Annotated in this window: 22 protein-coding genes and 1 tRNA gene; 13 read left to right on the top strand and 10 right to left on the bottom strand. The window is 50.8% G+C overall.

Annotation, left to right across the window (positions count from 1 at the left end; genetic code table 11):
• Positions 1 to 222 precede the first annotated feature (222 nt).
• Positions 223 to 295, top strand: a tRNA-Phe gene (locus H6F88_RS29125).
• Between the two features lie 26 nt (positions 296 to 321).
• Here H6F88_RS29125 and H6F88_RS29120 read toward each other — a convergent pair.
• Positions 322 to 765 carry a DUF1810 domain-containing protein gene (locus H6F88_RS29120; RefSeq protein WP_199333847.1) on the bottom strand — a complete coding sequence of 148 codons (444 nt, stop codon included), beginning with the start codon at positions 763 to 765 and terminating at the stop codon, positions 322 to 324.
• Positions 766 to 1653: 888 nt separating this feature from the next.
• Here H6F88_RS29120 and H6F88_RS29115 point away from each other — a divergent pair.
• From H6F88_RS29115 to H6F88_RS29105, 3 genes are all read left to right on the top strand, one after another.
• Positions 1654 to 1860: a hypothetical protein gene (locus tag H6F88_RS29115; protein ID WP_190646301.1), complete on the top strand. Its 207-nt coding sequence runs from the start codon at positions 1654 to 1656 to the stop codon at positions 1858 to 1860.
• 197 nt (positions 1861 to 2057) lie between these two features.
• On the top strand, positions 2058 to 2570 hold the full coding sequence (locus H6F88_RS29110; RefSeq protein WP_190646342.1) for a hypothetical protein: 513 nt from the start codon (positions 2058 to 2060) through the stop codon (positions 2568 to 2570).
• 128 nt (positions 2571 to 2698) lie between these two features.
• Positions 2699 to 4138 carry an MFS transporter gene (locus H6F88_RS29105; RefSeq protein ID WP_242050755.1) on the top strand — a complete coding sequence of 480 codons (1440 nt, stop codon included), beginning with the start codon at positions 2699 to 2701 and terminating at the stop codon, positions 4136 to 4138.
• Positions 4139 to 4183: 45 nt separating this feature from the next.
• Here the strand turns inward: H6F88_RS29105 and H6F88_RS29100 are convergent, their stop codons facing one another.
• From H6F88_RS29100 to H6F88_RS29080, 5 genes are all read right to left on the bottom strand, one after another.
• Entirely contained in the window at positions 4184 to 4606 is a 423-nt protein-coding gene (locus H6F88_RS29100; RefSeq protein WP_190646300.1) for a DUF3037 domain-containing protein, read from the bottom strand.
• Positions 4584 to 5366 (bottom strand): HipA family kinase, encoded by a 783-nt coding sequence (locus H6F88_RS29095; RefSeq protein WP_190646299.1) that lies wholly within the window; start codon positions 5364 to 5366, stop codon positions 4584 to 4586. Before H6F88_RS29095 ends, H6F88_RS29100 begins: the two co-directional genes overlap by 23 nt.
• Positions 5367 to 5531: 165 nt before the next feature.
• Positions 5532 to 6017 carry a zinc ribbon domain-containing protein gene (locus tag H6F88_RS29090; protein WP_190646298.1) on the bottom strand — a complete coding sequence of 162 codons (486 nt, stop codon included), beginning with the start codon at positions 6015 to 6017 and terminating at the stop codon, positions 5532 to 5534.
• Between the two features lie 114 nt (positions 6018 to 6131).
• Positions 6132 to 6773, bottom strand: coding sequence for a 2OG-Fe(II) oxygenase (locus tag H6F88_RS29085; RefSeq protein ID WP_190646297.1), 642 nt, complete (start codon positions 6771 to 6773; stop codon positions 6132 to 6134).
• 4 nt (positions 6774 to 6777) lie between these two features.
• Complete coding sequence (locus H6F88_RS29080) at positions 6778 to 7698, bottom strand: RluA family pseudouridine synthase (protein WP_190646296.1); 921 nt, start codon at positions 7696 to 7698, stop codon at positions 6778 to 6780.
• Positions 7699 to 7836: 138 nt separating this feature from the next.
• On the opposite strand from H6F88_RS29080, the gene H6F88_RS29075 reads away from it, so the two are divergent.
• Complete coding sequence (locus tag H6F88_RS29075; RefSeq protein WP_190646295.1) at positions 7837 to 11307, top strand: filamentous hemagglutinin N-terminal domain-containing protein; 3471 nt, start codon at positions 7837 to 7839, stop codon at positions 11305 to 11307.
• A 217-nt stretch (positions 11308 to 11524) separates the two neighbouring features.
• Here the strand turns inward: H6F88_RS29075 and H6F88_RS29070 are convergent, their stop codons facing one another.
• Complete coding sequence (locus tag H6F88_RS29070; protein ID WP_190646294.1) at positions 11525 to 11698, bottom strand: hypothetical protein; 174 nt, start codon at positions 11696 to 11698, stop codon at positions 11525 to 11527.
• Between the two features lie 39 nt (positions 11699 to 11737).
• Between H6F88_RS29070 and H6F88_RS29065 the strand changes: the two genes are divergently transcribed.
• The 5 genes from H6F88_RS29065 (at position 11738) to H6F88_RS29045 (ending at position 20085) form a co-directional block, all read left to right on the top strand.
• A complete protein-coding gene (locus tag H6F88_RS29065) occupies positions 11738 to 13195 on the top strand; it encodes an L-type lectin-domain containing protein (RefSeq protein WP_190646293.1) in 1458 nt (485 codons plus the stop codon).
• A gap of 141 nt (positions 13196 to 13336) precedes the next feature.
• Positions 13337 to 15247 carry a ShlB/FhaC/HecB family hemolysin secretion/activation protein gene (locus tag H6F88_RS29060; RefSeq protein WP_190646292.1) on the top strand — a complete coding sequence of 637 codons (1911 nt, stop codon included), beginning with the start codon at positions 13337 to 13339 and terminating at the stop codon, positions 15245 to 15247.
• A complete protein-coding gene (locus tag H6F88_RS29055; RefSeq protein WP_190646291.1) occupies positions 15199 to 17880 on the top strand; it encodes a CHAT domain-containing protein in 2682 nt (893 codons plus the stop codon). The genes H6F88_RS29060 and H6F88_RS29055 overlap by 49 nt, the downstream gene beginning before the upstream one ends.
• Positions 17881 to 17930: 50 nt before the next feature.
• The gene (locus H6F88_RS29050; RefSeq protein ID WP_190646290.1) at positions 17931 to 18695 is read left to right on the top strand and encodes an MBL fold metallo-hydrolase; all 765 of its coding nucleotides are present in this window, start codon (positions 17931 to 17933) and stop codon (positions 18693 to 18695) included.
• Between the two features lie 85 nt (positions 18696 to 18780).
• A complete protein-coding gene (locus H6F88_RS29045; protein ID WP_190646289.1) occupies positions 18781 to 20085 on the top strand; it encodes an ABC transporter substrate-binding protein in 1305 nt (434 codons plus the stop codon).
• 62 nt (positions 20086 to 20147) lie between these two features.
• Here the strand turns inward: H6F88_RS29045 and H6F88_RS29040 are convergent, their stop codons facing one another.
• Both H6F88_RS29040 and H6F88_RS29035 read right to left on the bottom strand, forming a co-directional pair.
• The gene (locus H6F88_RS29040) at positions 20148 to 21071 is read right to left on the bottom strand and encodes an EamA family transporter (protein ID WP_190646288.1); all 924 of its coding nucleotides are present in this window, start codon (positions 21069 to 21071) and stop codon (positions 20148 to 20150) included.
• A gap of 16 nt (positions 21072 to 21087) precedes the next feature.
• Positions 21088 to 22590, bottom strand: coding sequence for an NAD(P)/FAD-dependent oxidoreductase (locus H6F88_RS29035; RefSeq protein ID WP_190646287.1), 1503 nt, complete (start codon positions 22588 to 22590; stop codon positions 21088 to 21090).
• A gap of 221 nt (positions 22591 to 22811) precedes the next feature.
• Here H6F88_RS29035 and H6F88_RS29030 point away from each other — a divergent pair, with 221 nt between their 5' ends.
• The 3 genes from H6F88_RS29030 to H6F88_RS34230 all read left to right on the top strand — a co-directional run bounded on the left by H6F88_RS29030 (position 22812) and on the right by H6F88_RS34230 (position 24019).
• Positions 22812 to 22958, top strand: coding sequence for a hypothetical protein (locus H6F88_RS29030; RefSeq protein WP_190646286.1), 147 nt, complete (start codon positions 22812 to 22814; stop codon positions 22956 to 22958).
• Positions 22959 to 23427: 469 nt separating this feature from the next.
• Positions 23428 to 23856 carry a peptidylprolyl isomerase gene (locus H6F88_RS29025; protein ID WP_190646285.1) on the top strand — a complete coding sequence of 143 codons (429 nt, stop codon included), beginning with the start codon at positions 23428 to 23430 and terminating at the stop codon, positions 23854 to 23856.
• A gap of 40 nt (positions 23857 to 23896) precedes the next feature.
• Positions 23897 to 24019: a hypothetical protein gene (locus H6F88_RS34230; RefSeq protein ID WP_277882248.1), complete on the top strand. Its 123-nt coding sequence runs from the start codon at positions 23897 to 23899 to the stop codon at positions 24017 to 24019.
• A 4-nt stretch (positions 24020 to 24023) separates the two neighbouring features.
• On the opposite strand, the gene H6F88_RS29020 is transcribed toward H6F88_RS34230, so the two are convergent.
• Positions 24024 to 24830, bottom strand: coding sequence for a glucose 1-dehydrogenase (locus tag H6F88_RS29020; protein WP_190646284.1), 807 nt, complete (start codon positions 24828 to 24830; stop codon positions 24024 to 24026).
• Positions 24831 to 24935: the final 105 nt, after the last annotated feature.

Raw genomic sequence — 24935 nt, 5'->3', positions numbered from 1 at the left:
TGACTCAGTTGAACAAGCTTGCTTGACGATAGCAAGCTATCCCAATTTAAAGCACAAACTGCTCAATGGACTTTTAAGCCATCACCAGAGCAATCCTGTCAAAAATCTAAGATTTGGGATGGCAATTAGATGAGGCGATCGCCCGTGTTAAATTTTTTGGGCGCAAACTCTTGCTAAGCATTGGCAAGTTTGTTACCCTAGTTAGGCGCTGAAGAACAGCTAGCCGGGATAGCTCAGTTGGTAGAGCAGAGGACTGAAAATCCTCGTGTCCGGGGTTCAAATCCCCGTCCTGGCATATTCAAGTGAATTAGAGCAGGTTGATTAGAGTAAGCGAAGCGTTTTGTCGTCCCGTTCGCCTTGGAAAAATCTGTCAAGCAGTTGGTCAAACACCGATTTTTCAGTCGAAACATACGCAAACAGCGTTGCGCAAGATTTTAGCTTCATATCGTCGGGAGAACCGAAGATCTCGTATGCAGTTCGTCCCTCTACACTCAGAACTGCCTCAGCACATTCAATCAAGCGTGAGCCGAGAATAGGGTGGCTCAAGTATGCCTTGGCTTCCGCAACGCTTTTGATTGAGTATCTCTTGGAGGTTGGACTGGACCCTAACCCATCAAACTGGGGAAAAACGTACCACATCCAGTGCGATCGCTTTCGACCACTTTTGATTTCAGAGAGTGCCTGTTCGTAGTTGGCTTGCTGGGCTTGCAAAAAGCGGTTCAAATCATAAACATCATTCATTGCACCAAATTTAATATCTGTCATAAGCATCTCCTAGCATCTGATAACTAATCTTTCGCCAGCTTGCATGACGAAAGGAAAGAACAATAGACGGATTTAAGTTGTCAAATGTTTAAGCATAGTGACGCAACATGTTGAGAACAGTTTGTGGATTATCTATCATAACTCTTCCTCTAAATGACGAGTGTTTTAACACTTTCCGTCTTATACCAATTCTCCAGATTTAGATTACACATAGATACTTCTGTAGGGGCGTTTCGCGAAACGCCCCTACCCAATCTGTTGCTCTACTTTAGAGGATTGGTATTAGGAGAATGCGATCGCCCTCCATCCCTTACCTCTCAACCTCAAAACACAAATTTCCAACTTCAGAGCACGGAAGTTTGACTTCAAAGCATGAAACTTTGACCTCTGAGCCCGAAGTTTTGACTTCTAAACACGGAACTTCGACTTCAAAGCATGGAATTCCGACTTCAAAGCCTGAAACTTTGACTTCAGAACCCGAAGCTTTGACCTCTGAACTTGAAATGCCGGGATCAGAACTGCGCTCGCCGAGCTCAAAACTCCAAGCCTGTAAACCTGTATCAAGAACTACTTGCGAAAAGCTTCATTCTCAAGTAGCCTGGTTCCTCAGTACAAAAACATATCCGTTATCCAAGCGTCACCTGCTGTTGCGACCAACAACAACAGGCGACTAACCCTCAAAACTGCGGTAACAGTTCGGAGGGCTAGAGGGCAGTTTATCACTCCACTAGCCACCCTGACTTTGCTATGGCAAAAAAAGCAGCAGGGTGGCTTTGGTTTTCGGAGGCAAATCTCAGGGGTTAGGAACTGGGGGTTAGGGGTTAAAGATGTTCTCCCTGGCTCACGGTTCCTAGCTCCTAGTCCCTCAACCTGGAGTTTTACACTGCCATGACTGACCATTCTGCTTTGATTCAAATCAACCCCGATCCGCGCATTGTCACTACGCTTGTGATCGGCACTGAAGACAACGTGAAAGCACACATTCTTAGGCAACATACCCTGGGTGTTGCTGAAGCAAGTGCATGGAGCAAACCCATTCCAGTTCCCCATTGCCCTGATAAGGTGATGTGTGTTCTCAAGCGCATCATGCTTTAAGGGACCCTATTGAAAGCTTGATGTCTCTTTATCCCTCTCCAGGCTTAATCCAATGAAGTTGGCTTTTAGTGAGCTATATCTACAGTGCTTTAGTTTCGGGCTTCACGCTTTCGATAGACGTAATTGAGGAAGCAGAATCATTAAGTTGTTGCTAGTTCCTCGTAATTTAATTGAGGTAATTTAATTAAGGTGAGATGATGAATTATCTTGTTGCTGTTTTATCCGATCGCATTCAAGCTGAGGCAGCTTATTCTGCTTTAGAGAAAGAAGGTTTAGCCAATACTCAAGTTGATATTTTGGGTAATGGCTATAAAAGTGCAGACGAGTACGGACTCATTAACCCAAATCAGCAAGCCCGTAAAGGCGCAAAGCGATTGGCGTTCTGGTCAGTTCCGTTTGGATTTGTCGCAGGTTATGCATTTAATGTTCTAACAGGGATTGAGATCCTTTCAACGTCTCCTCTCTTGAACCACATTATTGGGGGACTGTTGGGAGCCGGTTCCGGTGCGTTGGGAGCCTATTTTGTGGGGGGTGGAGTTGGCTTAACCGTGGGCAGCGGAGATGCATTGCCCTATCGCAATCGCCTTGATGCAGGCAAGTACCTGATTGTGGTGAAAGGAACGGAAGAGTTAACTCGTCAAGCTACTCGTATACTGCGCCAGTTTGAGCCTGAGAACATTCAAGGATACACTGAGCCAACTAGCGCATAGCCTGAGTGACTTAGATGAGGTTGTAGCAAGTTTGTACTGTCTGTCTAACACGTCTATCTAACACGTTCAACAGTTGACTCAGTACCCCACTACCTGGTTTTCTTCAGGTAGCACTTAATCACAACCTTATGAGTCTCAATCCATCCCCTTCAGCATCTCCCCAACCCACCCCTGCTAAATGGTGGGTCATGTTAGGGGTTGGGTTGGGCGTTTTAATGTTTACCCTGGATACCAGTATTGTCAATATCGCCTTGCCGACACTGGTGCAAACCTTTCAGACCACGTTTGCCACCATTCAGTGGATTGTGTTGAGCTACCTGCTGGTGGTTACTACTCTGGTCTTGGGTGCAGCGCGGCTGGGAGATATGATTGGCAAAAAGCGACTCTATCTGGGCGGGCTAATTGTATTTACCATCAGTTCACTGTTGTGTGGGTTAGCTCCAGATGTAGGCTGGTTGATTGGTTTCCGGGCACTACAAGGGATGGGAGCCGTCATGATTTCTGCCCTCGGAGCGGCGATCGTTACAGAAGCATTTCCAAGTTCAGAGCGGGGGCGGGCGCTGGGTATTATTGGCGCGGTCGTATCCTTGGGCATTGCGCTTGGACCGACGGTTGGGGGTCTGCTGATTGGGCTGTTTGACTGGCGCATGATTTTTTTAGTCAACGTGCCAATTGGTATCTTTGCTAGTTTTGTGGTTGTCCGCTACGTTCCCGCCAACCCGCATCCCTTTGTTGGGCAACGGTTTGATTGGATTGGGTCGATCATGATGACAATCGCCCTGGTTGCCTTTGCACTAGGAATGACCCACGGACAGGAGGCTAGATTTGTTAACCCAGTGACTTTGGGGCTACTTGCGATCGCCGGCATCAGTCTGGCAATTTTCCTCTGGCTAGAATCCCATATTGCCTCACCCATATTAGATTTACACCTGTTCTACAATCGTCAATTCAGCCTCAGTTTGTTGACTGGCATTCTCGTATTTATTGTCATTGCCGGAACGATTTTTATCATTCCTTTCTTCCTAGAACTGGTGTTGGATTACTCTACAACTCATACTGGCGTGTTGCTGGCAGTTTCCCCCATATTAGGTGGCATCGTCGCCCCATTTTCTGGGAATCTGTCCGATCGCTTTGGCACCCGCATCATCAGTTTGGTGGGATTGGTGCTGATGGTACTGGGTTGTTTGTGCATCAGTACATTCAATGCTCAAATGACCGACCTGGATTACATTATCCGCGTCGCTCCATTTGGAATTGGGTTGGGGATGTTTCAGTCGCCCAACAACAGTGCTATTTTAGGGTCGGTGCCTGCTGAACGGCTTGGGATTGCGTCGGGCTTACTGTCCCTGACTCGCACACTGGGGCAAACGACAGGCGTTCCACTATTAGGAGCCATTTTTGCCGGAATGGTGTTGGCGCAATCTTCTACTGCAATGGTGACGGATGCTCCCGCTGAAGCATTAGTGTTTGGGGTGCAAAGCACATTCAGGATTGCTGCTGCTATTCTGGCGATCGCAGCTTGTTTAATGTTTGTGTTGTGGCGATCGCAATTCCAAAAGACCGAGTGATAGACCTAATCAGCGATAGAAACCTGTAGGTCTAGAACATCACTGCTAAATCGTACGGGTTACAGTCGTTTTGTTTTGCTTGCACGGTCGCACCATTGTATCGAGGAGATGCTCAATCACATTGGGCAAGTTTGAGCAAAGCCCCGTATGAACTCGCGATGTCTGGATCACAGTGCTGCGAGGAGCCACAATCCAGTAAAAGCGCTCCCTGTGAGGGAGTTGACCAATGGGGCCAGATAACTCTCCCCCCGCACAAATCAGTGGAATAGCTGCGAGATAGTCTCGAATAGTTTCAATATCAATGGTGGGGTCGAGTGCCATCAGCCGTTGCTCATCAAGCTCAATCCGAGATTCTAGGAATTTGTGGCTCGCGCATGAAACGACTACCCCAGCGTTGACAAACTCTTCACGCTCGACCCTGGGAACCACGCGGATAATGGCGTAATCATACGTTAAGAGCTTGTGCACGAACTGCTTCCTCCAGAAAAACGCGCGGTGCTTCCAACCGCTTCATTAAGTACTCGATGTAAGCTTCTCGATATTGATCACTGTCAACAAATCGAGCATCTCCCTCCAGCCAAGCCTCAGGAATCAGTTGCACGATCTGCTCGATGATGCTTGATGTCAGCCGCTCAGTTATTTTCGCATCTACCTCTTGAAGAACGCTAGCGCCGTGGAGCAAAACATGGTCTTTGATCGCAGGAAAAGGAGAACGGCTACGTTCTAAATAATTGCTCCAGGTGTGATGGAAGTAGAGGGCAGCACCATGATCAATGAGCCACAGTCGTCGGTGCCACATCAGCATATTTGTGTTGCGCGCTGTCCGATCGATGTTCGTCACGTAAGCGTCAAACCAGACAATTAAAGAGGCGAGAGCAGGGTCAGGTTTCGCGGCAATAGGGTCAAATGTGATCGAACCGGGCAGGTAATCGAGTGCTAGATTCAGACCCACACTTGCTCGAATCAAATCCTGTATTTCTGGGTCAGGTTCAGTGCGGGCAAGTTCAGAGTCGAGGCTGACCAAGACGATCTCAGGAACGAGCAGTCCTAGAGTCCGGGCAATTTCTCCTGCAACTAGCTCAGCAATCAGAGCTTTCGCGCCCTGTCCAGCCCCTCGAAACTTCAGCACATACATACCGTCATCATCAGCTTCCACAATGGCTGGCAGCGATCCACCTTCACGTAGGGGAGTGACATATCGGGTAGCAGTAATGGTTCGTAAACTCATCTTTTGTAACAACGCTCCAAGCTATCTTTGGTAGAGCAGTCAACTCATTAATGCAGCTTTAACAAGAGTGAAAGTATGAATTTCGTAGGGGCAATGCAATGCAATGCCCCCATAGAGGGAATTGAGATTCGTGAATCATACCCGCATTCGGCAACGCCATCTCTACTATCTGCGATCGCGATCCCAGCGGTAAATCGCATTTTGTAAAAGCTGGAGCCGATTTGAATTTGGGTTGCGCTGCTGCTCATATTGAATCAACCTTTCCACCAGCTTCTTATCCCCTTTTGCTCGCCTGAGAAGCTGCTGCTGGAGCTGTTTCTCCATTCCCCCGCTGCTGCTAGCGCCGCTCTGAGTTACAGCGTAAACAGCGCCAACCGCTAGAGCAATTAGAGGAATCACATACCAGCTCCAAGTAAACCCTTGAGCGGATAGAAAAGCTACCAGCAGAAAAATTGCAACAATGGCTATCAACCCTCTTTGCCAGGTCTTGGACTGAGAATTTTTATCCTCATCACCCCTGTCTGGAAGCAAATGCATGTAGCTTGCAGCTTCAGACCAACCTGTTTCCTTATCCGAACCACACTCAGGGCAAGCACGAGCCTTAAGTGGCACATCCGCTCCGCAGTTAGGACAGGTGAAGTATTTTGACACGCTTACTCGCGCTCCCTGATCAATTTCTGGTAAACGTTCATCTATTCCTTAGCATAATCTCCATTTGGTTCAAGGATTGCTATTGAGTAGGTTTCAAGAGCGATCGCGCTTCAATTACCTTTCAGATAGCGATCGCCGCTTCTTTCCACTCACTTTTGCAGCTTGGGGAATAGCTCTTGACTCTAGCGTGAATTCCGGAATGCTTTGCCGTTCAGACTCACTGAGGCTGTATTGTTCGCAAACTAGACTGAGCCGATTTGTGGAACTGGTGACTGGATTAATCGAGTGTGTCAGGTCACCCTGAAACCATAGCAACATATTGGTTTGTGGCTGAATTTGGGCAACTTGACGTTTACCATTCTGCAAGACCAACTCACCGCCCTGTAAATCCTGGGGCACTCGCACATACAAAACGCTCACCAGGGCGGGTGGCTCAACCGTCTTGCAATAGGAACGTAGCGATCGATCGATGTGTGGATCGACTCGTGAACCTGCTTTGAGTAAGAGGGGGTTGAGGTAAAAAGCATTGCACTCGGGTTGAAGGGCGATCGCCAAATATTGCTTAAAGAATGGAAACCGTTGCTCTACTTCTGCTAGACCAGAACGCTGAAACACGAGTGAGAATCCTTTGGTGTTGACGAAGTCTCGGTTCAGGTTGTTAACCGCAAAGTAAGGACAGGCGCGAATTTGCCCCTCTAACTCACTCAGGTAGCTAACCGGAAAAACTGAATGTTGCTGACGATAGTAAGTGTTCATTCGATTAACTCAAGGCAGATGGGGCAGGGCAAGTGTAGCTTACAGGTTGACCTGTTGTGGGGTGAACAAATGATAACTGTAGCGCATGAAGATGATAGCCGCAGTCGCCAGGAATAGGTCTACTGTGGGTCGTCGAGCCTGAATCGGCTAACGCAGAGGATAGGGGAACACCACCAACACCGTATAGTGGGTCGCCTACTAACGGAAAGCCGCTTGCTGCCAGGTGAATGCGAATTTGGTGGGGTCGCCCTGTGAGAATGGTGACTTCGAGGAGTGTATTGTTTTCGTTGCGTCTAAAGACATGGCACTCACTGTGAGCAGGCAATCCGTCTGGGGTTGCGGCATAAAGATAGCCCAGCAGAGGGTAAGGAATTTTGCCAATCGGTTGGGTGATGGTGAAACAATCTGGCATGGTCGTTCCACTCGCCAGAGCACGATAGGTTTTACGAATTTGACGATCGCGCATTTGCTGACTTAGACTGGCTCGTGCAGAGGGCGATCGCGCCAACAACATTAACCCTGAAGTTCCCCGTCCTAGACGATGAATCGGTACGGGTGGCGAATCTAGATAGCGCTGCTGAAGCTGCCACAGGAGTGTGTTTTGCAGGAATCCGCCTCCAGGTAAAACCGGCAACCCCGATGGCTTGGCAATCACCAGCAAGTCTGCATCCTCGTGCAGCACAGCAAATTCTAAAGGAACTTCTGGTTCCTGCCAGGGTGGACGATGATAGGTGAGTTGATTTCCCGCTTTCAAAGTGGCTGTAGCGGTTGTTGGCACTCCGTTGAGCAACACCTGACCTGACACAATTCGCTGTTCCCATTCGGTGCGGCTGGAATGTTGATAGCGCTGGGTGTAATAGTCCAACACCGATAGGCTCTCGGTGTCGCGGTTGATGCGATCGCAATAAGTCCAGCCTTCGTTCACCCAAACAACTCTCTAACGCTTACCCTGCTTCAACCATTTTTAACGCTCTAGACTACCTAATTTTACGCCTTGCCTATATTCTGATGATCAGTGCATCGGGCTGGTCACATTAAATACCGTCATTTTGAGGTTGCCAGAATGCGTCATAGCGCGAGTAAAAGAAACGGTAGACTAGAATTTGCGCGTGTTTTGGCGATCGCCACCAGCATTATTATCTCTGCCGGAGGGATAGTTGATGATCGCGTTCTGGCTCAAATTACACCCGATAACACCTTAGGTTCTGAAAATTCTCAGATTTTTCGCGATGCCTCTGGTCGGCTGATTAACATTGGCGGCGGCGCGGCTCGAGGCGCAAATTTATTTCACAGTTTTACAGAATTCAACGTGGGCGGACGGCAGCAGGTTTATTTCACCAACCCGGTTGGAATCGAAAATATTCTCAGTCGTGTCACCGGAAATGATCCTTCCGAGATTTTAGGTACACTGGGGGTCAACGGCAATGCCAACCTGTTTTTGCTCAACCCCAACGGCATCCTGTTTGGACGGAGTGCCCGTCTGGATATTGCAGGTTCTTTTGTTGCCACCACTGCCGATCGCTTCTCCTTCAACAACGGATTGGAGTTCAGCGCAGTTGATCCAGAATTGCCGCCACTCCTGACGGTCACGTTAAATCCAGGTGTACAGTTGGGTAGAAGTGTTGCAGGCGGCACGATCACCAACCGAGGCAGCTTAACTGTCGGGCAAGATCTGTCACTCATTGCAGAAACTCTAAACCTGAGCGGACAACTCCAGGCAGGTAAAACACTCACTTTGCGAGCGTTAGATACTGTTTGGATACGCGATCGCCCCAGTCAACCCTTCCTTGCTTCAGCACGAGGAAATTTGCAGGTACAGGGCGATCGCCGAGTCAACATCTTTGCACTCAATCACTCCAACAGCGGCTTTTTTGCAGGTGAAGATTTAGTGTTACGCTCTGCCAATTCCGTTCAGGGAGACGCTCACTATACCGCAGGCAATAACTTCCGCATTGAACAGTTAAATGGGCAGTTGGGCAGTTTATCTAGCCCCTACGATCCAGTCATTCGAGCCAATGGAAATGTAAGTTTTACCAGCTACACAGGTGCCTCTCTACACATCTTTGCAGGCGGCGCAGTAAACATCGGCAGGGTTGAAATTACGGGTGCAGATGCAACAAACTCGATTAATGAAACGGTAGTTCTCTCTGACGGCTCCACTTTACAGGTGAATGGCGCGGCGCAGCCTACACTGGATATCCGTGCAGGCACCACGGCAGTTGGAACTCCTTTAGGTGTGACAGGAATACCCTCTCCTACAGGGTTAAACTCATCTACTGCTACATCAGCCAATATCACTATTGACGAAATTATCCTGAATCAACCTGACGGATTGATTTTTCTCACTAATCAATATCAGCCCAACAACTCACTCAATGGCACGATTGAGATCGGATTTATTAATGCGATCGCCCCAACCCTCGCCAGTTCCGTCACTGTAGATGCTCGTAGTGGGATTGTTCTAAATAATGTTGTAGATGTATCTGGAGTCGATCCAGCGACAAACTTTATCACGGGTGATGGCGGTAATGTGACATTTCTAGCGGCTGGTGATATCCGCTTGAATGAAGGGGCTGCCATCTTATCGGAGGGGCTATTAGGGGGAAATATTCAACTCAACAGTGAAGGCGCACTCACGATTCGTGGCACTGGCGACTCTACCACTTTTGCGATCGCCAGCAACACGTTTACAGATGTAGCTGGAGCAAGCAGCGGTGATATTGAAATTACGGCTCAGTCCCTTTCTAGCACTAACGCTGGAAACATCGCCGCAATCACCTTTGGTGCTGGAGAAGCCGGAAACATCACAATCAACACCGATGACTTTGTCTCCCTCAACAACAGTGAGATCGTTAGTGTTGTTGAACTAGGAGCAACAGGTAGCGGTGGTGATATCAATGTGATAACGCGATCGCTCTCCCTCAGCAACGTTTCAGGCTTAGTGGCAGTCACACTTGCGGATGGACAGGCCGGAAATGTCAATATCTTCGCTAGCGAATCCACTTCGCTCAATGACAGCCAAATCGCCAGCTTTGTCAATCCTGAAGCAACCGGACAGGGAGGCAGCCTAAATCTCAACACCCAATCTCTTCTCGTCACCAATGGCGCTCAGGTCAACGCTAATACATTGGGGCTAGGAGATGCGGGGCAAGTCAGAATCAATGCGGCTGACTCCATTGTTTTAGATGGCATCAGTGCAAATGGAACTGTGAGTGGTGTGTTTAGCAATGTCTTTAATGAAAGAGATGAAGCTGGAAACATCGTTGGACTAACAGAGGGAAATGGCGGCAATATTGATATCACGACGCGATCACTCTCCGTTCTGAATGGCGCTCAAATCAACGCCAGCACTGAAGGTAGAGGCGATGCAGGCAATATTAATCTTGATGCCAACTCCGTTCTCGTCACGGGAAGTGGGTTTGACAGTTTTCAAAACATCCTTTCTCCCAGTGCAATCGTGAGTGAAGTGTTGTTTGACGCAGACGGCGCAGGCGGCAATATTGGAGTAACCGCAGCCAATCTTGAAGTGTCCGATAGCGGTCGAATTAGCGCCAGTACCGATGGCTTTGGTAATGCTGGAAGTTTAGATCTAGATATTACCGATTCTGTTACCTTAACAGGTGCAACCAGCGGACTTTTTGCAGATACCATTGCAGGTTCTAGTGGCAATGGCGGCAGCATTTTTCTCACCAGTCGCCAGGTGCTGATTCGAGACGGGGCAAGCATCGCAGTTGGCAGTGAAGGATTTGGCGTTGGCGGCAATATTCAACTTGAAGGCAACTCGCTATTTCTCAACAGGGGCTTAATTTCTGCTCGAACTGCCAGCACTACAGGGGGCAACATCACCCTGAATTTGGCAGATACAGTTGTGTTGCGCCGTGAAAGTGAGATTTCCACTACCGCAGGCACGGCACAGGCAGGCGGAGATGGCGGCAACATCACAATCAACACAGACTTTTTGGCGGCAGTGGCTTCTGAAAACAGCGATATCACCGCCAATGCGTTTCAGGGACAAGGCGGCAACATCAACATCACGGCGATCGGCGTGTTTGGCATTGCTCCCCGCGAATCGCAGACCGAACTCAGCGACATCACCGCCAGTTCAGAGTTTGGCGTAGACGGTGTAATCGAGATTAACCGCCCTGATGTAGACCCGAGTCGCGGCACCGCAGAACTGCCCGCTGATGTAGTGGATGCCTCCCGTCTCGTCGCCCAGGGTTGCTCAGCCGGAAATACAGCGATCGCCAACCAGATCGGTGAATTTACGATCACTGGACGGGGTGGCTTACCTCCCAGCCCTACCGAGCAACTCAACAGCGACGCAATTCTGGCAGATTGGGAAACGCTGGAAGAACCCACCAACCTTTCAACCACAAGTTCACCCATTCCCCCGACCCATTCTGCATCAGCCTCCACGGAATTGGTAGAAGCTCAAGGCTGGGCGATCGCCTCCAATGGTCAACTCATCCTCACCGCCCAAGCAACCGCGGTTCCTCATTCTCCCTGGGTTAATTCTGCGACCTGTCGGTCATAGGAATTTGGGATTTGGGAATTAGCAAAGATTTACCCAACCCCCAACCTCTAACTCATAAGCTCCGACGTTTACGAAAGCTTTAAAGGAACGAAGTCAATTGTAGTCTTTCGCTGAAGCTCAGTATTAACACTGGAACATATTGTGAAAATGACGTAGAAATGCAATATGTGAATCCGTGTATACGGCAATAGGCTTCTGCATTTACCGCTTCAGTTTTTTAATTTTTCTGGCAGGCGATCGCCCAATTGCATCGTTTCGCCAAGCAAACGCAACCCCATACGAAAAACAGACTTTGACCTAAAGCGTTAACTGACAGCGCTTTTTGATATCTATTGCTGCGATCGCCCTTCGTCTGGCAGATGGCATCAGATTGGTGCGTTTGCTCATCCACATTTTATCTCCTCTCTTCATCCTGTTAAGGAGCTTTACCGTGAGAAAACGCGACATAGTTAAAGTGGCGATCGCCACAACGGGTACAACGGTGGGACTCGTCGCACTCCCTACATCCGCCGAAGCAGTCACCTTTGACTTCAGCGATTTTTCCGATACCTCAAGCCTGACGTTTAATGGCAGTGCAACAGTAGTAGACAATGTTTTACAGCTAACCCCTGAACTTCAAAGCCAAAGAGGTAGTGCTTTCCTGTCCAATCCCTTTAGCATTACGGCAGATACTTCCTTCTCAACTCGCTTCGACTTCTCCATTACGGGCGAGGGAGACGATAATTTTGGCAGCGGCGATGGCTTTACCTTTATGGTTCACAACGACCCAAGGGGCAGCAACGCTTTGGGCGTAGGCGGAGGTGGGTTAGGTTATAGTGGCATCTCGCCCAGCGTGGCGGTAGAGTTTGATACTTATGTTAATTCTGCAGTGGGTGATCCAGGAAGTGTGCATGGTTCCTCATCTAACGATCATGTTGGCATAAACACCAATGGCTCGGTGAGATCTTTAAACCTGATTACCCTTCCAGAATCTTTTAATTTTGATCAGGCAGGAACATTTACAGCCAACATCAACTACAACGGACTCACTAACCTTCTTGATATCGTCATTGCCAATGATGAGGCTCCTCTGCAACAGCTTAGTAGCACCATTGACCTGTTTGATCTAGTCGGTTCACAAGCCTACTTTGGCTTCAGCGCGGGAACTGGCTCAGCGACAAACACTCACAGCATTCTCAACTGGACACTAGATACCGATGTGTCACCCGTTCCGCAACCCACCGAACGCACATTTGAATTTTCAGGGACTTTTGGCGAAGATGTCTTCGACACCTTTGAAACTTTCAATGGTGACACTTTTGCTGGATCATTTTCCTTCTTCACCAACACGCCCGACTTAAATAATGCAGTTGGACGAGGCACCTACGCTTTAACGGATGTCAAACTCACCATATTTGATGATGAGAGCGGCGACGAAACAGATCTGATATTTGGCGAGACAACTGAGGCATTTATAGATTTAGACAGCTATATCCTTCGGGTACGTCCGGCAAGGGTAATTCGTCGTAGGGCTCCCAGGAGAACATCGTTTGCACTCCCACTCACAGCAAACGAAAATTCAAACTCTCAAACTTGTACAGCTGACACTGAGCCTGACTGGGCGAGTTTCGTGCTCACTTTTGATGATAATTTGGAAAACCCAGATGTGCCGCCTACCCGCCCCCCTCAAGGTAATTTAGTGCCGAGCCAGTCCTTCTTCGAGTTTTTTGGAGAACTGTCTGGTCCAGACGATCTGTGCTTGATTGATCGAGTAGAAGTCGTTGAAGTGGACGTGACCGATCCAGACGCAGAGCCAGAACCCGTACCAGAGCCAGGAACCGCTTTGGGCTTAGGCGTGTTAGGTCTGGGCTGGGGTTTAAGGAAGCGGTTTGGACGCGCCAAGGGCTAATCAACAGCTATTGCCGTCGCTGCAGCTTAAGAACACCAAAATTCTTACCTCTTCCCTCTATACGAACTCTGCCTTCCGCGTTTATTCTGATAGCGATGGTACTGAGGTTCATTTAGATACTGGGAACCAGTGGGAGGAAAAATGCCTCGCAGCGGTTGGCAATGGCGATCGCACTACCTCAGCGGTCTGGCGTTTGTTGTAGTGGGAACCACTTCAATTGAGCTATCTGAAGCAGGTCATCCTATTCAGCTAAATTTTGCTGCGCGGGCGATCGCCCAGGTAATTCCCGATACTTCAGCAAAGGCTGAGTTACCCAAAGCAAATTCATTCCCCACTCAAGAGGGGAAACCAGAATTTTGGCTTCCTTCTCTCAACGAAGAAGAGTTGGAGACGAGGGTAAATGATGCCCATCAGCCAATTGAGTTAGCCCAGGTTCCTGAGCCACCTTCCGTGGAACCGTTGCCCGAGCCTGAACCGCTTCCACTCCTGCCGCCGCCCGAAGAGTTACTGGAAACACCTCCCGCGCCTGCCCCGGACGAGCTACCGGGAGAATTGCCAGAAACAATCACGGTCAGTGCTTTTGAGGTGGTTGGTAGCACCGTTTTTGATGAAGAAACGCTAGCGGCTGCAACTGCGCCTTTCACCAATCGCCCCATTTCCTTTGCCGAATTGCTTCAGGCGCGATCGGCAGTGACACAATTGTATATTGACGCGGGTTACGTCACCTCTGGGGCACTGATTCCACCTCAGACTTTGGAGGATGGAGTCGTAACCATTCAGGTGATTGAAGGCAGCCTCGAAGAGATTGTCGTAACCGGAAATCGCCGTCTCAACTCCAGCTACGTTAGAGAACGATTGGAGCTGGCGGCTGAGCCACCGCTCAACGTTCCTCGATTGCTAGAAGGACTGCAACTACTGCAACTTGACCCGCTGATTCAAAACATTTCAGCAGAGCTATCGGCGGGTTTGCGTCCGGGCACCAGTCTGCTCCAGGTGGAAGTAACAGAGGCAGACACCTTTGGGGTGCAGCTAGCGTTAGACAATGGGCGATCGCCCACCGTTGGCAGCGTTCGCCGTCGTATCCAGGTGAGTGAGGCAAATTTACTTGGCTTGGGCGATGGCTTGAGCATTGGCTACAGCAACACTGAAGGTAGCGATGGACTGGATGCCAACTACACATTGCCGCTAAATCCTCGTAACGGCACGCTCAACTTTAGCTATGGCACCACGTCGAGCGAAGTGATCGAAGATCCGTTTAACTTTCTCGATATTCAGTCAGAGTCGCGCTACTACGAAATTACCTATCGCCAACCGCTCACCCTCACACCAACTGAAGAATTTGCCCTGAGCCTGACCGCCTCTCGCCGCGAAAGTGAGAGCGAATTTTTGGAAGAACTAATCGGAGAACCACTTCCCTTTCCTTCTCTGGGGGCAGACGAGCAGGGAAGGACACGGGTTTCAGCTTTGCGATTTTCCCAGGAATGGACGCGTCAGGAGAGCCGCCAAGTGTGGGCAGCGCGATCGCAATTTAGCCTGGGACTGGATGCGCTTGACTCCACCGTTAACGAAAATGCACCCGACAGCCGCTTTTTTTCCTGGCGAGGACAGGGGCAATATGTGCGGTTGCTGGCACCCGATACGCTGCTGCTGGTGCGAGCAGACATTCAGCTTGCAGATGAGGGTGTAGTGCCGCTGGAGCAGTTTGGCATCGGTGGTCAGCAAACCGTGCGGGGCTATCGGCAAGATTTTCTACTCACTGACAACGGCGCGCTGTTGTCGGCGGAGGTGCGTCTGCCCATTTGGAGAGTCCGCGACATCGACGGACTGCTGCAAGTGGTGCCATTTTTCGACATCGGCACGGGTTGGAATTCGGGCAGTGAAGATCCCGATCCGAACACGCTGATTGGCTTGGGTGCAGGTTTGCAGTGGCGGCAGGGCGATCGCTTTACCGCTCGGATTGATTTTGGGCTTCCGCTGGTTTCAGTTGACTCTAGGGACGTGACATGGCAGGAAAGCGGAATTTATTTTTCGATCGTTTACACGCCATTTTGAGCGGGGAAAGGGGAAAGGGCAATCGCATCCTCTCAACTGCCCCGATCGCCCGTTACTTTCTGCTGGCTATTCTGACGGCCCTTTGTGTCATTGTCTTCCCGATTGCCAAATTGCCGGGAACTGCTGCTGTTGGGCAAGATTTGCCCGGTCAGAGGCAAGGTTTCCCCACTGAGCTAGTACAGGCTGAAAGCCTGGTGCAGCAAGGGCAACGTCTATATGAAGCGGGGCAGTTGAGCGAAGCGGTGGCAGTGCTTCAGCAAGCGATCGCCGCCTACCAAACGGGAAATCCGCTGGGTCAAGCGATGGCGCTGCGAAATTTGTCGCTGGTCTATCAGCAGTTGGGAGACTGGGGAGCGGCAACGGAGGCGATCGCTTCCAGTCTCAGCTTGCTGGAGTCAAACGATGAGCCCAACTATCAGGCAGCATTGGCGCGATCGCTCGACATTCAAGGACGTTTGCAGTTGAGTCAGGGTCAGGCAGAAGCCGCCCTTGCCACCTGGGAGCAGTCAACGACAATCTATCAGGAGCTTGGGGATCAGGTTGCTGCGCTGCGGAGCCAAATCAATCAGTCCCAAGCGCTACAGTCGTTAGGATTTTATCGACGGGCGATCGCCCTACTCACGCCACTGACGCAAACGCTGGAGGAACAGCCCGATTCCTTAACCAAAGCGGTGGGGTTACGAAGCCTGGGCGATGCACTGCGGGTAGGCGGAAATTTGCCCCAATCCCGTGAGGTGTTGCAGTCCAGCCTGTCCGTTGCAGAACGGTTGCAAGATTCAGAAGCGATCGCAGCCGCACAATTTAGTTTAGGTAACACTGCCCGTGCTCAGCAGGAATTAGAAGTTGCTCTGGAGTTTTATCGGCAGGCGATCGCCACCTCCCCTTCTAACCTGACCCGCGTCCAGGCACAAATCAACCAGTTCAGTTTGCTCGTTGAAACCGACCAGATTCCAGCGGCACAAGCTCTGATCCCACTAATCCAATCTCAGTTAGGTGAATTACCCACTAGCCGCGCCAAGATTTACGCTCAGGTCAACTTTGCTCAAACTTTGAGCCATTTGGGACAGACGGAATCCACACAGCCCAACACCTATCCCGCTCAACTCTTAAGTATTGCTCGCACTGAAGCTCAGAATTTAGCAGACACTAGAGCCGAATCTTTTGCCCTGGGCAGCTTGGGGGCACTGTATGAGCAGACCCAGCAGTGGGCGATCGCCACCGACCTAACCGAGCAAGCATTAGGCCTGGCGCAAAATGCCTCAGCCTCAGACATTGCCTATCGCTGGCAGTGGCAGCTAGGACGAATTCTCAAAGCTCAGGCTGATACCGAAGGGACGGAAAGCCAGAAATATGCAGGGGCGATCGCCGCCTACAGCGAAGCCGTTAGCACCCTGCAAACGCTGCGAAATGATTTGGTTGCGATTAATCCAGAGGTGCAGCTTTCTTTCCAGGAAAGCATCGAACCAATTCACCGAGAACTGGTCAGCCTGCTGCTGAAGCCGGGCAGCGGCGATGCGAATCCGGCAAATTTAGAGAAAGCCCGAACCGTAATCGAATCGCTGCAACTGGCAGAGCTAGACAATTTTTTGCGTGAAGCCTGCCTGGATGCCCAACCTATCCAAATCGACGAAATCGATCGCCGTGCCGCCGTAATCTACCCAATTCTGCTGGCAGATCGGCTAGAAGTTGTCATTAGCCTACCAGGACAAACCTTACGCCACTACAGCACGCCCCTTTCCAACAGCGAAGTAGAAAGCGTCGTAGGACGGTTGCGCCAAGCGCTTGTCGTTCGCACCAGTCGCCAGTTTTTGCAGCTTTCCCAACAGGTTTACGACTGGTTGATTCGCCCCGTCGAGGCAGATCTAGCAGCCAGCGGGGTGAAAACCCTGGTGTTTGTCCCGGATGGCGTGCTGCGAAATATTCCAATGGCGGTACTGAACGATGGTGAAAAATTTCTAATTGAGCAGTACAGCGTTGCCCTGACTCCGGGTTTGCAGTTGCTTGATCCGCGTCCAATTCAACTCCAGCAGCTCACCGTTCTCACCGCAGGGCTGTCTGAGTCACGGCAGGGATTCTCAGCATTGCCCAACGTTTTGCCGGAGCTAGAGCAGATTCAGTCGGAGGTTCCCAGTCGCATCCTGATCAATCAAGAGTTTACCAGCAGCGCATTTCAGCAGGCGATTAACTCAGCCCCGGCACCTGTGGTTCATCTGGCAACGCACGGCAAATTTAGCTCGGAGCTAACCGAAACTTTCATTCTCACCTGGGACGACCGAATTAATCTCAACCAGCTTAATAGTCTGCTGCAAGCCACTGACTTAGGCAACGCAAGACCGATTGAGCTACTCGTTCTCAGTGCTTGCCAAACGGCGGTGGGCGATCGCCAAGCCGCACTGGGACTAGCCGGAGTAGCTGTCAGAGCAGGCGCACGCAGCACCCTGGCAACTCTATGGCAGGTCAGCGATGAGGCAACCGCTCTGCTAATGAGCCGCTTTTATTCCGAACTGGCAAACAACACCGTTACCAAAGCCGAAGCCCTGCGCCGCGCTCAGCTCTCCATCTTGGAAATTGAACGCTTCCGCCGACATCCCTTCTACTGGGCACCTTACGTCATGGTCGGTAACTGGCTATGACACGTCGTAACAATTCCTTACAATAGAGTCAGTTACTTCACGAAAGCGTTATGCACTTAACCTGGTTAGACAGCAATTCCTGGCTGATTGAGATGGGCGGAAAGCGAGTTTTGCTTGATCCCTGGCTAGTTGGTCCGCTAGTGTTTGGCAATATGAACTGGCTGTTTAAGGGAGAGCGGCGATCGCCTCGCCCCATTCCTGACTCCATTGATCTGATTTTGCTGTCCCAGGGGCTAGAAGACCACGCCCATCCCGCCACACTTGAGCGGCTCGATCGCCAAATACCCGTCGTTGCTTCTCCCAGTGCCGCAAAGGTTGTGCAAGGTTTGGGCTATACCCAGGTGACAACTCTAGCGCACGGAAAAACCACAGCAGTCGAAAATCTGGAAATCCGCGCGACCCCCGGTTCACCCATCGGTCCTCTGCTAACTGAGAATGGCTACTTGCTAAAAGACTTAACCGCAGGCACCAAGCTTTACTACGAACCGCACGGATACCACTCCCCTTCGATCAAAGAATTTGCTCCCGTTGATGTAGTGATTACTCCCGTCGTCACTTTAGAAATACCGCTGCTTGGTCCCGTCATTCAAGGTAAAAAGACTGTTTTAGAGGTTGTGCAATGGCTACAGCCCAAAGTGCTTTTACCCACAGCAGCAGGCGGAGATGTCCAATTTGAAGGCATTTTACAGTCGCTCTTGCGCGCAGGTGGCAGCATTGAAGAGCTGCGATCGCTCTTAGCCCAGCATCAGCTCTCTACCCAGGTAGTTGATTTGCAACCGGGCGAGCGGTATGAGCCCTTGGCGATCGCTGTCTAGAAAGAGTTACAGGGTCACAACCATAGCCTCGTCCGTTTCACCCATAGTTGCGTAAGCTCTAAAGGAATGGACTTTCTTCATCGGCATGACTTTGTCTCCAAAAACAGTATTTTCTGGCATTGCCAGCGCGTTGATTGCCATCTGTCTCAGTGTTTGTCTGATTGCTCTAACGAGCTGTGCAGCGACCGACCCTGATGCAGATGGCGTGATTCACCTGACACTCTGGCACGGGGTTAACCCGCCACCCAACCGAGATGTGCTGCAAGAGTTGGTAGACGAATTTAACCAGACTCATTCAGACATCCAAGTGGAATCGCTCTATGTTGGGCAGGGTGACCAGCAAATGCCCAAAATTCTGGCGGCTGTCGTGGGCAATGCGTCGCCCGACATGCTGTGGTACGCGCCAACGATTACGGGTCAGCTGATCGAACTGGGAGCGATCCGGCCGATCGAGGAATGGTTGGCGGAGTCGCCCATCAAGGAACAGATCGATCCGGCGCTGTTTGAGTCGATGCAGCTAGAGGGACACACCTGGTCTGTGCCATTTGGGACAAACAACGTAGGAGTTTTCTACCGTCCCAGTTTGTTTGAAGCGGCAGGAATTACTGAGCTACCGACGACTTGGGAAGAATTCCGGCAGGTTGCTAAAACGCTGACTCGCCAGGTGAATGGGCAAACGCAGCACGGTATCCTGCTACCTCTGGGAAAAGGGGAATGGACGGTATTTAACTGGCTGCCGTTTATGTGGAGTGCTGGCGGTGACATTACCGCTGACGATGCGGCTGATTTGGATCTGGTGAATCCGGGGGCAATCGCCGCTCTCCACTTCTGGCGCGACCTGATCGACGACGGCTCAGCGATTCTCTCGCAGCCCGAACGCGGTTATGAGCTAGATGGCTTTTTGGCCGGACGAGTCGCCATGCAGTTGACTGGCCCGTGGACACTGGGTCAGCTTCAAGCAACCGGAGTCGATTTTGCAGTAATGCCAATCCCAGTGCAGGAAAGAGCAGCAACCAGCGTCGGCGGAGAAAACTTGTTTATCTTTAACACCACACCCGCCCACGAACGAGCCGCTTTTACCTTTGCTGAATTTGTCGCCAGTGAGCAGTTTCAAACCCAATGGGCAATTGGTACAGGCTACTTGCCCGTAAATTTGCGATCGCGCCAAAGTCAGCCCTATCAGGAGTTCATTGCTGAGCAACCCGCCGTTGACGTGTTTCTTAAGCAGGCTGAGAATGGGCGATCGCGCCCCATTTTTGCAGGCTACAGCCGGGTTTCTGAGAACCTGGGAAGGGCGATCGAGGCAACGCTACTAGGACAAAGCACTCCCGAAGCTGCGTTAGAAACGGCACAGCGGCGACTAAATCTGCTTTACAGCAATTCTAGGTAGCATTGTGCAACTAATCTGACCAGGAGCGATCGCCTTTATTTCCCAAATTAGCGCTGGCATCATTACCCAAACAGCAGCCAAACCCCGCCCAAAGTGATCAAAACGCCCAAGATTGCTCGTGGACTGACGCGATCGCCCATCCACATCGCCACGGGGATCACAAACAGCGGACTAGTAGCACTGAGCGCTTGAGCGATCCCAGCGGCAGTAAATTTGAAAGCGGTTTGCTGAAGCCAAATCGCCAGATAGGTACTGAAGAATGCAGCAAGGGTCAGAATTGCTAGCAAACGGGGCGATCGCAGCGGTCGAAAACCCTGCTTGCCACGCTGCTGAATCACTGCCCAGACCAACAGCACTACTACCCCCGCCACCAGCCGAATCAACGAACTCCAGAGCGGACTAATTTCCGTTCCTGCCAGAGCAGCTCTAGACATCACAGAACCGCCTGCCTGCCCCAAAGCTGCAATCATGCCAAACCCTATGCCTCGCAGCAGACGAAAGTTACCTTGCCCTCTGTCGGATAAACGTTCCACTCTATCGGGCACCCGTTCCACGATCACCCAGGAAACGCCTGCAACTGTCAGTCCAATTCCCAAATAAGACAAAGCGGTTAATTGTTCGCCTAAGAAGATCAGCGCCAGTAGCGCTGTGAGCGGGGGTGCCAGTGCCTCCATCAGTAAACAGCGTCTAGCTCCGAGGCAATTCAGCGCTTCAAAAAAAGCCGTATCGCCAAACCCAATTCCGATTACTCCACTTAGAATCAACAACCCCACAGCCGCAGGAGTTGTATCAGGCAAAAAATCACCGCGCAGTCCTAGCGTCAGCAAAATCAGTACAACGGCGATCGCACTTTTGCTCAGATTCAGCACCAGCGGCGACAGTTGCTTGCCCAAGCTGATGTAAACGACGGAGGCGAGCGCCCAAATCAAGGCTGCACTGAGAGCAGCCAGTTCACCCCGAAAATCAACAATAAGCGAATTTAACACTGCAACCCTGACTGAATTAGTGAAGCAACTCTGCGGTTTGCTGCGGCTTGACCAGCGTGTTAGCGCAGAGAATCCCAGAAGCGGCTACCGCTGGAACGCCGATTCCAGGCATGGTGCTGTCACCGACACGATAAAGTCCAGGAATTGGGGTCTGATTGCTGGGAAACATCCCCTGTCCCGCAGCGATCGCCGGACCGTATGTCCCCTGATGCCGACGCAAAAACCGAGCATGGGTCAGCGGCGTACCGATTAGCTCTAGAGTAATTCGCGATCGCACATCGGGAATCACTTGCTCTATCGCCTGAAAGAGAGATTGCGATCGCTCCTGCTTTTGCGCCTCATAGCCTTCGCCCCGTTGCCAGTTCGTGTAAGGCTCCAAGGTGTAGGCATGAATTACATGATGTCCTGTTGGCGCAAGGCTAGCATCCCACACCGAGGGAATCGAAATCATGCAGGTGTTTCCGGGGACGGTGATGTCCTGCTCAGCACTGTGGACAACCACATGGTGTCCCGTCAAGTCTTCCAGTCCGTCTGCCCGAATTCCCAGGTGCAGGTGCATAAAGCTATCCACTGTTGGCGTGGCGAGTGCCGCACGACGGTAATCGGCAGGTAAGTGTTCGGGCTTCAATAGTCTGGTGTAGGTGTCCCACAGAGTCGCGTTGGAGATCACGATGGGCGCTTTGAGCGTTTCTCCTGACTTGAGCCGAATTCCAACTGCCTTGCCCTGTTCAACTAGAATTTCTTCAACGTGAGCATTTAGCCGCAGTTTGCCGCCCCAGCGCTCCAGTCCACGCACGAGTGCCTGCACGATCGCCCCACTGCCGCCCACCGGGTAATCAATTACAGAGTGCGATCGCTCCCCAAACATAAAAGCAACTTCAGGGGCGATCGTGCCGTGCGCCTTTAGCCCCGACAGCAAAAAACATTCCAGATCGATCAGTCGCCGCACCCAGGGATCGCGCACCGCTTGATCCATTAAATCCCCAACCGATCCTTGAATTACGCCAAGCTGGGGCAATAGCTTCAGCAATGCCAACGGATAACGACTCAACAGCACCGGAATCAAATTTAGGTCTGCCCGTAGTGCCAAAGTAGGAATTTCGCGCAGCGCTTCATAGAGCGAAAGCAGCCGCTGTTCTAATTTGGCGAACTGCTGCGCCCCGGAAGGTGTGACCTGGGCGATCGCTGATCGATAGCGCTCTGCATTGCCGTATACAGGAAAGGTGCCATCAGGAAAATGGTAGTGACCGAGTGGGTCATAGGGAACAGCGGCTACTGGCTCCTCCAAGGCATCGAGTACCTGACGCAGGGGATTAAGAGAGTGGCGATCGCTCAGTCCACAGTAAAACGACGGCCCAGAATCAAACTGAAACCCCTGCCGTGAAAAACTGTGAGCCGCACCACCCGGAATTGCATGGCTCTCACACACCAAAACCTTTCGCCCATAACGCGACAGCAATGCCCCAGCGACCAGTCCACCCACACCGCTACCAATTACAATTACGTCCGCGTCCTGCATACTCCTCAGTGGTTTGTTTCCCTTTGGGATTGTAACGACATCGGCACACTACCCGCACACAGGAATTCGTCAGTAATTTATCGGCAAAAACAGCTTGTAGTTCCTGGCTAAGTCCAAGGTTCGTGCAATTACCACTAACTCTTTTCCTAGCTGACTCAACCTAAATCGAAGCCAACTCAACAAATAGCAAAGCCAGCCTAGCCAGCGACGAAGCCAGCCCAATGAACCGTGAAGATAGCTTAGTCAAAAGTGAAGCTAGCCTAGTCAGAAGTGAGGTTAGCCTATCCAACGACGAAGCCAGCTTAGTCAGAAGTGAAGCCAGCTTAGTCAGAAGTGAAGCCAGCCTGACCACAGATAAAGCTGGTTGACTGACAAATCTTCTGATGTAGGTTGGGTAAAACAACGTGAAACCGAACACCCACCTGGATTCTGTCGGGTTACGCATTCGCTTCACCCAACCTACGATACGCCCATAGTTTCGGGAGTTTTGTCAGTCAACCAGGATAAATCAAGCTCACGGGTGGTCAGTTTGGCAATGAAGCGGCTCAACCCCCTTTGTTTCAAGCAAAAATGAGCAGGACCTCAAGAAATATCAGCGTTCTGTCAAGACACTGTTAGCTACCCTTAACTCAAGTAGCATAAGCATTTCCAATTCGCAGAAGCTCAGCCTTAGAATAAACCGATGTGCCCGCTAGGTGAGAATAAGCACATCTAACGACATCCAGACTACGCAACTCTTTAAATTGACATTAACGCAACTAGGAATTATTCACTTCCTTCGTTAAGGTGGTTGGAATGTTTCGACGTTCAAAAACTCCAGGACAAGGAGAAGAGTCCATGACACACGCAAAGCAAGGTGACACTGTAAAGGTTCACTACACAGGCAAGCTAGAGGACGGCACAGTTTTTGATTCTTCGGTCAATCGTGAGCCACTAGAGTTTTCCATCGGCACAGGTAGCCTCATTCCTGGATTTGAGCAGGCTGTCATTGGGATGACCCCTGGCGAATCCAAAACTGAGCACATTGCGGCGGAGCAAGCCTATGGGGAGCATCGCGAAGATATGGTCTTGGTTGTCGATCGGCAGCAGATGCCCGAAGATATGCAGGTTGGGGTCGGCCAACAGTTGCAAATCCGCCAGCAAACCGGACAAACCATTCCCGTTGTAGTAACTGACGTTTCTGATTCACAAATTACGCTGGACGCAAACCACCCGCTCGCTGGGGAAGATTTAACCTTCGACATCCAGTTGCTTGAGATCGCTTAAGAAACCAAGATTAAATAACTTGCGTAGATTGAGTTGAAGAATGAAATTCAATGTCCTGGGGATGTTGGGTTCCACTTTGCTTCACCCAACCTACCAATTTTGTACGGTGGGGGCGAACTGCCGTTCGCCCTTACGCTTTCTAACGTTGACCGTTCGCCCCTAATTTTTTAGGCCGACCAAGGGGTGCGGAAATCGGCGTAAAGAGTCAGTCCACCGTCTACAAACAGTGTTTGCCCAGTCACATAGGCTGCTTCATCGGACGCTAAGAATGCTGTAATTGCTGCCATTTCTTCAGCGGTGCCTGCCCGTCCCATTGGGATGTGACTCTCTACGATCGCCCTTTCTTCAGAATCGTTAACCCAGGACTCGTTAATCGGAGTAATCGTTGCACCAGGAGCGATCGCATTCACCCGAATTCCGCGATCGGCGTATTCCAGCGCTAACGAACGGGTCATATTCTCCATGCCTCCTTTGCTGATCGAGTAGCTCAAGTAGAGGGGACGAGGAATAATTTCATGGACGCTGGAGACGTTGATGATCACTCCAGGTCGTTGGTGCGCCAGAAAATGTTTCAAGGCTTGTCTGGCACAAAGATAGGCTCCACGCAGGTTCACATTCAGCACTCGGTCAAAGTCAGCCGCTTCGATTTCGTGAGAAGGTGACTCGGTTTGAATACCGGCATTGTTGATAAGAATGTCAAGGCTGCCCAACTGCCCAACTACTTCGTCTACCATTTCGATGATGTCTTCCTCTTTGGAGACATCTCCCTGCACCGGAAAATCCTTGACTCCGCAGCCTTTGACCTGACTGCACACGTCGTCAATCATGGCTTGCGTTTGTTCTGCATCTTCTGGGCTTTTGCGGTAGTTGAGCGCGACGTTTGCCCCTTCCTGAGCAAACCGAACGGCGATCGCTTGCCCAATTCCAGACGTTGCCCCCGTCACCAAAACATTTTTGCCTTTCAATCCCTTCATAAAACGGCTCCTCAAATGGTTGGCCACAAGGTACTTTGACGTACCTCGGCAGAGTAGCCTTTTTGTATAAGACTGCCATCTTTCGCAGGGGCAAGTTAGAAAGGG

The organism is Oculatella sp. FACHB-28, from assembly GCF_014696015.1.
Lineage (GTDB): Bacteria > Cyanobacteriota > Cyanobacteriia > Elainellales > Elainellaceae > JAAUTN01.
The sequence above is the reverse complement of the archived record's forward strand: the minus strand, read 5'-3'. Positions and strand labels throughout refer to the sequence as shown.